Genomic DNA, 7304 nt, shown 5'->3' on the forward strand with positions numbered 1-7304 from the left:
TGCATAGCGCGGAAATTCACGCCATTCAGCCGGGGTAAGTCCTGTTTCCGGCGTTCTTCCCATCCGAAAACGGTGAACGGGGACGCAATTTATTGCGTGGCCGTGAAGCGTTGCCGGCGCAGCCGGAAAACCGGTTTTCAGCACGTTCAGGAATCGGGTTCGTCGACGGCCGGCAATCACGTTATGGCAAGTCGCCGGACGACTCACCGGCGATTCGACTCGTGACTTGACTCTAGAGTCACCGCGGTCAAAAAAACGCCAAAGCGACGATTCGACTCTAGAGTCAAGTCGTCATAAGTTACTGATAGTGTGGAGTGAGTCGTCGATGACTCTATGACGAGTCGTCGGCAAGTCGTACACGAATCACCGACGACTTGGATTGACCTTACAGAAGGTAATACTGCGTAATTTAATAAAACCTAACCAACTGATAATAAGGAGTTATCTGCAAAATTTTAATTTTGCGTGGTGTGTGGGTATTTTTCGTGGTGAGGAGTGTTCCCGGATCTGGCGATTTTTGGGAAGGTTCAGGAACGCCCCGGGATGGCCGGAGAGGAAAACTCAAGCATGGCGGGATCAGGATTTTTTCCAGAATTTCCACCACGGGGAATGGGGTGGTGAAGAAGGTTCGTGCTTGTGCTCCAGAAGCTGCATAGCCTGACGAAGGGAATCAATATGCTCATCTCGAGCCTTAACAGCCCCTTTAAGACCATCGTTTTCAGCTTCAAGTAAAGCGATTCTATGTTGTAAATCATGAAAACCAACGCTGTTAATACCTGTAGATTCTGCGTCACTTTTTACATCATCGATGACACCATCAAGAGAACCAAACACTCTAATAAGCTCTGATGTATCAATAACTTTAATACCCTTCCCGTGCTTTACAACAGAGGTGTAACTTAACTTACCACTGTTAATCATCTTGTAAATAGTAGGGCGACTAACCTTAACAAGCCGTGCTGCTTCACTAATAGACACTCTGGCCATCAGTTACCATCCTGTAATTCATCCAGTCTCGAGGACAGTGTACGGAAAAGATGCTCCGCATCATCGTGGAGTTTCTCACAAAGGTCGGCCTCAGCATCGAGATCAAGCTCGTTAAGCTTCTCCAGCAGGAGCAGAGACTGATTCTGGATGAATTTAGCCATGTTCAGCGCTGTTTTCTGTTGTTTCGTCATAAGGGACCTCAGAGCATCAATGCTCAGTGTAAAACCGGTAAGGGGGTCGGATGTACGAATGGTTCAGAGAACGGATCTGAGGTAATCCTGTAGTTATTTTGTAGTTTATCTGTAGTCATCGCACTAAAAATCAGGATTAAGTCATCAGCTTTTGTAGTCTTTCTGTAGTTTACCTGTAGTCCGGAAAAACAATCCGTTCATGCGAGCATGAACGAGGTCGTTAGTAACCTGCGCCATTAAATCAAAAAGGTCATATTCGCCGGGAAGCTGCGTATCAGTCGAATCCCGTTGTTCATCATATTCAGATGGCATGGGGTGATATCCAGTAGCTGAGAGGTTGTTAGAGGGTTTCGGGGCGCAGCCCTGAACCAGTCACGTAGCGCTAGCGGAGTGTAAACTGGCTTATTATGTTGGCACGGGCACGGAAATCAGTGAAGTGCTTCATGTGGCAGAAGAAAAAAGGCGGCACCGGCGCGTAAGCAGAATATGCGATACAGGAGATATTCCGCTTCCTCGCTCACTGACTCGCTCCGCTCGGTCGTTCGGCTGCGGCGAGCAGTACCAGCTTACTGGCGGGACGGAAATTTCCTGGTAGATGCCAGGAAGGAACGTAACAGGGAAACAATAACGCCGCGGCAAAGCCGTTTTTCCATAGGCTCCGCCCCCCTGACGAGCATCACAGAATCTGACACTCAAATCAGTGGTGGCGAAACCCGACAGGACTATAAAGATCCCAGGCGTTTCCCCCTGGTAGCTCCCTCGTGCGCTCTCCTGTTCCTGCCTTTCGGTGTACCGGTGTCATTCCGCTGTTATGGCCGCGTTTATCTCATTCCACGCCTGACACTCAGTTCCGGGTAGGCAGTTCGCTCCAAGCTGGACTGTATGCACGAACCCCCCGTTCAGTCCGACCGCTGCGCCTTATCCGGTAACTATCATCTTGAGTCCAACCCGGAAAGGTACGAAAAAACGCCACTGGCAGCAGCCATTGGTAACTGAGATGTGCGAGAGATTTATCTGGAGTTCTTGAAGTGGGAGCCTGAGAACGGCTACACTGGAAGGACAGTTTTGGTGACTCGTCTCGCACAAGACAGTTACCTGGTTAAGCAGTTCCCCAACTGACCTAACCTTCGATCAAACCACCTCCCCAGGTGGTTTTTTCGTTTCTTGGAGAAGAGACTACGACGACAAATGACGGATCTCAAGAAGATCCTTTTAACGTACAAAAATTTCCGTTCTCCAAAGGTGATGCTGCCAACTTACTGATTTAGTGTATGATGGTGTTTTTTAGGTGCTCCAGTGGCTTCTGTTTCTATCAGCTGTCCCTCCTGTTCAGCTACTGACGGGGTGGTGCGTAACGGCAAAAGCACTGCCGGACATCAGCGCTATCTCTGCTCTCACTGCCGTAAAACATGGCAGCTACAGTTCACTTACACCGCCTCTCAGCCCGGTACGCACCAGAAAATCATTGATATGGCCATGAATGGCGTTGGATGCCGGGCAACCGCCCGCATTATGGGCGTTGGCCTCAACACGATTTTACGTCACTTAAAAAACTCAGACCGCAGTCGGTAACCTCGCGCATACAACCGGGCAGTGATGTGATTGTCTGCGCTGAAATGGACGAACAGTGGGGCTACGTCGGTGCTAAATCACGTCAGCGCTGGCTGTTTTACGCGTATGACAGGATACGGAGGACGGTTGTGGCGCACGTCTTCGGTGAACGCACTCTGGCCACACTGGAGCGTCTTCTGAGCCTGCTGTCGGCCTTTGAGGTCGTGGTATGGATGACGGATGGCTGGCCGCTGTATGAATCACGCCTGAAGGGAAAGCTGCACGTTAACAGCAAGCGTTACACTGGGGTCAGTTTGGAGATCGGAAATTTTTGTACTATAAGGACTTCCCCGGCATGTCAAAGCCGGTATTTATGGTTTCTGTCTGCTCTTCAGTAAAAATAAAGGGGAGAGACTGCGGTACTATAAACGGCCATGATGAATCGTCATCGATTCGGGCCCTGATGAAAGACGCGCGTGAGGTTCTTGTTCGTTAAGCGGATACGTATATCCTGTACAATAGCCAGATAGGCCTCACGGGGTCTAACCCTTTATCATCAACGAATTGCAGGTCAGATGGTTATACAGCTTCGAGCTTTAGTTGACTGAGTACAGCCGGAAATCATCACCGTAATGTAGTGATGCCCAACACAGCCGCGCATTTTTGGCGGCGATGGCCACAACAGCCCGCCAGTACCCTCTGCGCTCAACCAACATACAAACCCAACGGCTGAATGAGTCAGTCCTTTTCCCGGCTATAAGGACTTCCCCGGCATGTCAAAGCCGGTATTTATGGTTTCTGTCTGCTCTTCAGTAAAAATAAAGGGGAGAGACTGCGGTACTATAAACGGCCATGATGAATCGTCATCGATTCGGGCCCTGATGAAAGACGCGCGTGAGGTTCTTGTTCGTTAAGCGGATACGTATATCCTGTACAATAGCCAGATAGGCCTCACGGGGTCTAACCCTTTATCATCAACGAATTGCAGGTCAGATGGTTATACAGCTTCGAGCTTTAGTTGACTGAGTACAGCCGGAAATCATCACCGTAATGTAGTGATGCCCAACACAGCCGCGCATTTTTGGCGGCGATGGCCACAACAGCCCGCCAGTACCCTCTGCGCTCAACCAACATACAAACCCAACGGCTGAATGAGTCAGTCCTTTTCCCGGCGCCAATAAGCACTGAACGAGCCCCCTGAACCAGAAGCGTTCGCAGATACGAATCACCGGCTTTTGTGATCCTGCCGAGTTTCGACTTTCCCCCGCTGCTGTATTGTGATGGCGTCAGCCCCAGCCAGGCTGCCAGTTGACGTCCATTTTTAAAATCATGTGCATTACCGATACTGGCGACCAGTGCACAGGCCGTTGTGGGACCAACGCCCTTTAGCTCCATCAGCCGCTGACTGCGATGATCTGTTTTGGCTATGTGGGACAAAATTCGGTCATATTCAGTGATGTTAGCTTCAATGCGATCAACGTGTTCCATCAAATCATCAACACATTGCTGAACCTGAAGCGGTAAAGAGCTCTTCTGCACAGAAACCATGTGGCGCAGGGCATCAGCACTTTGTGGCGCGATGACACCGAATTCAGATATCAATCCTCGCAGACGATTATACGTTGCTGTTTTCTCTTCGATAAAACCCTGACGGGTACGATGTAAACACTGCATGGCCTGCTGGCTTTCGTCTTTCACTGGTACGAACCGCATATGCGGACGACGAACAGCTTCACAGATAGCCTGAGCATCAGCTGCATCATTTTTTCCTGATTTTCCGGCCATACGATAAGGCGATACAAACTTAGCAGCCATCAGACGTGGCTCATGACCATACTGCCGAAACAATCTTGCCCAGTAGTGAGCCCCGGAGCATGCTTCCATCCCGATAACACAGGGAGGCAAACTTGCAATTAACTCAGGAAGTGCAGCACGCGATACTTTAGGCTTAACCAGAACAGTTCTACCATTTTGATCAACACCGTGAACAGCAAACACATTTTTAGCAAGATCGATACCGACAGTCGTGATAGTCATAACGAATTCCTCCGGGACGATGTGTACCCCATGATTGCACAAGAGTTAATCAGGCGCATAATCAGGGGAAGTCCCTTCCATTCGTTAAGCGCATTATTTAACCAATCTTGGTTCGTAAGGGGTTGATTTTGCGTCAGTGGCTATCGCTTTTAAGTTGTCGCTCTTGCAGTATCGCATTTAGGTTATCCGATTAAGGTCAAACCTCTGAAAATGCCGTATAGCGCGGGAGTACACCCTATTGCTATAGGTAAGTCTGTTCAAAAAACAGGCTTGCCGTACAATAATTCTCTATATCCAAACTGACCCCTACACTCAACGCATTGAGCGGCATAACCTGAATCTGAGGCAGCACCTGGCACGGCATGGACGGAAGTCGCTGTCGTTCTCAAAATCGGTGGAGCTGTATGACAAAGTCATCGGGCATTATCTGAACATAAAACACTATCAATAAGTTGGAGTCATTACCTGAAATGGCAACAGATAGCTGATTCTTTGGGTTGTTCGTATCATGCAGCCGTTGCACTATATAAGCGTTATGAGAGATTAGATCTAAATGAAAAGGCGGGGAAATAAATCCCCACCGTTAAATAATTAATCATCACTACTAAATAGCTTATAAAGCCCATATGCTGCGGCACCTAAAACACCAACAGCAACAGCAGCCTCTACAACAGGGCTATCGGTCTCTAAACCTCCTCCACCAGGAAGTTCAACCTTCGTAAATTCATTAAAAATATCAACAACTTTACCAATATCTTCACTCATAACACCCTCCTTTTTGAAGAAGTATTTTACTTCTAATCAAAAAGGTAAACCATATCAACCCTTCAAACTACCAAAATAAATTTTGTTAGTTTTCAGCGTTTTTATTTAAATAATGTTCACCCTTGATTTTTAACATGTTTTTTTGTGATTCTGTCATGTTATCAACATACAACAATGCACCTATTACAAGATTTCTATTTCCATCTTATAATTTAAGACACTCTGCCCCAAGAACGATTAAATCATGTGTTCTTTTTCTTCTATCTTCGTTTATTTTCTTCTTTCTTAGCATGTTCAACCTATTTTGGGCTGATGCTATTTGCTGATCTAAATTTTTACTCATAATCAGAAACACCAAGATAATTACCAACATTCATAAGAACAAAAACATACGCTAAATTTTCTAACACACTAATCTCTATAAGATTATAATCAACAGAAGCATTAGCTTTAAAATATTCAATTCCCAAAAAGACAACATCCCTAACTATTTTAATAATATAAGAATCCCTGGTGATGCTGCCAACTTACTGATTTACTGTACTGCGACCGTCAGAATGAGTTAAACGCGTATCTACATTGAAGCAGTTCAATATGAGGAAAACAGGAATGACAGCACAAGATTTAATCAACGTTCTCACTATTCTTAAGGCCAACGACTCAACCAGTTTTAGCAAGATTCAACGCGCGTTAAAGATGAGTATTTCGCAGTTGGAGGGCATCATTGATGGGTTAACTGCAATGGGAATAGTGTATAAATCATCATTCACTTCATACAGCCTTACTGAGTTAACCTCTAAACCTGTTGTTAGTGACGGTGTAAGAAAGGCATTCGAAGATATCATTACCAATCGCGGTACTTACCTGTCAGAAGAACTACTACAAAAGGTAAGTACACCATTCATCCCACTGATGACGCACGAATACAAAAATGCCCCAGTTAAAGTGATGATCGTGGGGCAAGAAACTCTGGGAATGGAAGATGCTTTCAGTACCATCGTTTCGGTCGATGACTACATTAATGAGAGCATTGAATCCTTCAATAAATTCAATTTTGGTGAAGATTTAAGGAATAGCCACTTTTGGTATGCATTTGATGAAGTAGTAAAGTATTTTAACCTACCATCCAGAAGGCATGCTTATTGGACTAATCTTCATAAGTTTCAATTAATTGAAAATGATGGAGATAGTGTCAGCATTTCCAAACTACCTTCAAAAGATATCATGACAATGATTCATATGCAGCGTGAATTATTCTTGGCTGAAATTAAAGATACCAAGCCAGATATCATCATCTACTTCACGGGTGGGCAAACCTGGGTGTTAGATCATTATCTAAACAATGGTAAAAAATTAGCAGTTAAGGCAATAGATGAACGCTCGCATCTGGGGATTATCCAGACAGAATTTTTGCATTGCCCAATCGCTATATGTACCGACCATCCTAGTAGAAGGGGATATACTCAAGCCATCGTAGATCATAGAGCTAATCTGCTTAAATATGCTGCTGACAAATTTCATGCAAGTGAATCGGCATGGTTCTAGCGAACACATGTCACCGACAGAATATGAAAACCAGTATTATCAACGGCTCGGAAGTGTCTAAATTATCCGTGGCGATTCAATTTACCATAACATCCGTTGCGTGCACCGCCTCAGAGCCTCTGAGGACGTTTCTGACGGGAAACCGGTAAAACAGGCAACAAACCACCCGAAAACCCGCCAGAAACGCGCAGGCTCTGTTTTTACGGCATGCATGAGTATGCGCACAAG

6 protein-coding genes and 3 pseudogenes are annotated in these 7304 nt (G+C 46.1%); 4 read left to right on the forward strand and 5 right to left on the reverse strand.

Annotated elements, in window-relative coordinates; translation table 11 throughout:
- Window positions 1–576 precede the first annotated feature (576 nt).
- Both C2U53_RS03200 and C2U53_RS03205 read right to left on the reverse strand, forming a co-directional pair.
- Window positions 577–987: a helix-turn-helix domain-containing protein gene (locus tag C2U53_RS03200; protein WP_064353417.1), complete on the reverse strand. Its 411-nt coding sequence runs from the start codon at window positions 985–987 to the stop codon at window positions 577–579.
- Entirely contained in the window at window positions 987–1178 is a 192-nt protein-coding gene (locus tag C2U53_RS03205; RefSeq protein WP_032421723.1) for a Rop family plasmid primer RNA-binding protein, read from the reverse strand. Before C2U53_RS03205 ends, C2U53_RS03200 begins: the two co-directional genes overlap by 1 nt.
- An 882-nt stretch (window positions 1179–2060) precedes the next feature.
- Here C2U53_RS03205 and C2U53_RS30685 point away from each other — a divergent pair.
- Window positions 2061–2174, forward strand: coding sequence for a replication initiation protein (locus C2U53_RS30685; RefSeq protein WP_074186486.1), 114 nt, complete (start codon window positions 2061–2063; stop codon window positions 2172–2174).
- Between the two features lie 300 nt (window positions 2175–2474).
- Window positions 2475–3034: pseudogene (locus tag C2U53_RS03225) on the forward strand (IS1 family transposase); the annotation flags it as partial.
- Between the two features lie 291 nt (window positions 3035–3325).
- On the opposite strand, the pseudogene C2U53_RS03230 reads toward C2U53_RS03225, so the two are convergent.
- Together C2U53_RS03230 and C2U53_RS03235 are read right to left on the reverse strand one after the other, a co-directional pair.
- Window positions 3326–3481, reverse strand: a pseudogene (locus tag C2U53_RS03230) (IS110 family transposase); the annotation flags it as partial.
- Window positions 3482–3743: 262 nt separating this feature from the next.
- Complete coding sequence (locus C2U53_RS03235) at window positions 3744–4766, reverse strand: IS110 family transposase (RefSeq protein WP_000156887.1); 1023 nt, start codon at window positions 4764–4766, stop codon at window positions 3744–3746.
- A 304-nt stretch (window positions 4767–5070) separates the two neighbouring features.
- On the opposite strand from C2U53_RS03235, the pseudogene C2U53_RS03240 reads away from it, so the two are divergent.
- Window positions 5071–5217, forward strand: a pseudogene (locus tag C2U53_RS03240) (IS1 family transposase); the annotation flags it as partial.
- A 140-nt stretch (window positions 5218–5357) separates the two neighbouring features.
- Here C2U53_RS03240 and C2U53_RS29820 read toward each other — a convergent pair.
- Window positions 5358–5531, reverse strand: coding sequence for a hypothetical protein (locus C2U53_RS29820; RefSeq protein ID WP_158237476.1), 174 nt, complete (start codon window positions 5529–5531; stop codon window positions 5358–5360).
- Between the two features lie 609 nt (window positions 5532–6140).
- On the opposite strand from C2U53_RS29820, the gene C2U53_RS03245 reads away from it, so the two are divergent.
- Complete coding sequence (locus C2U53_RS03245) at window positions 6141–7076, forward strand: hypothetical protein (RefSeq protein WP_063259283.1); 936 nt, start codon at window positions 6141–6143, stop codon at window positions 7074–7076.
- Window positions 7077–7304: the final 228 nt, after the last annotated feature.

The sequence above is a fragment of the Citrobacter sp. CFNIH10 genome, from assembly GCF_002934585.1.
Classification (GTDB): domain Bacteria; phylum Pseudomonadota; class Gammaproteobacteria; order Enterobacterales; family Enterobacteriaceae; genus Citrobacter_A; species Citrobacter_A amalonaticus.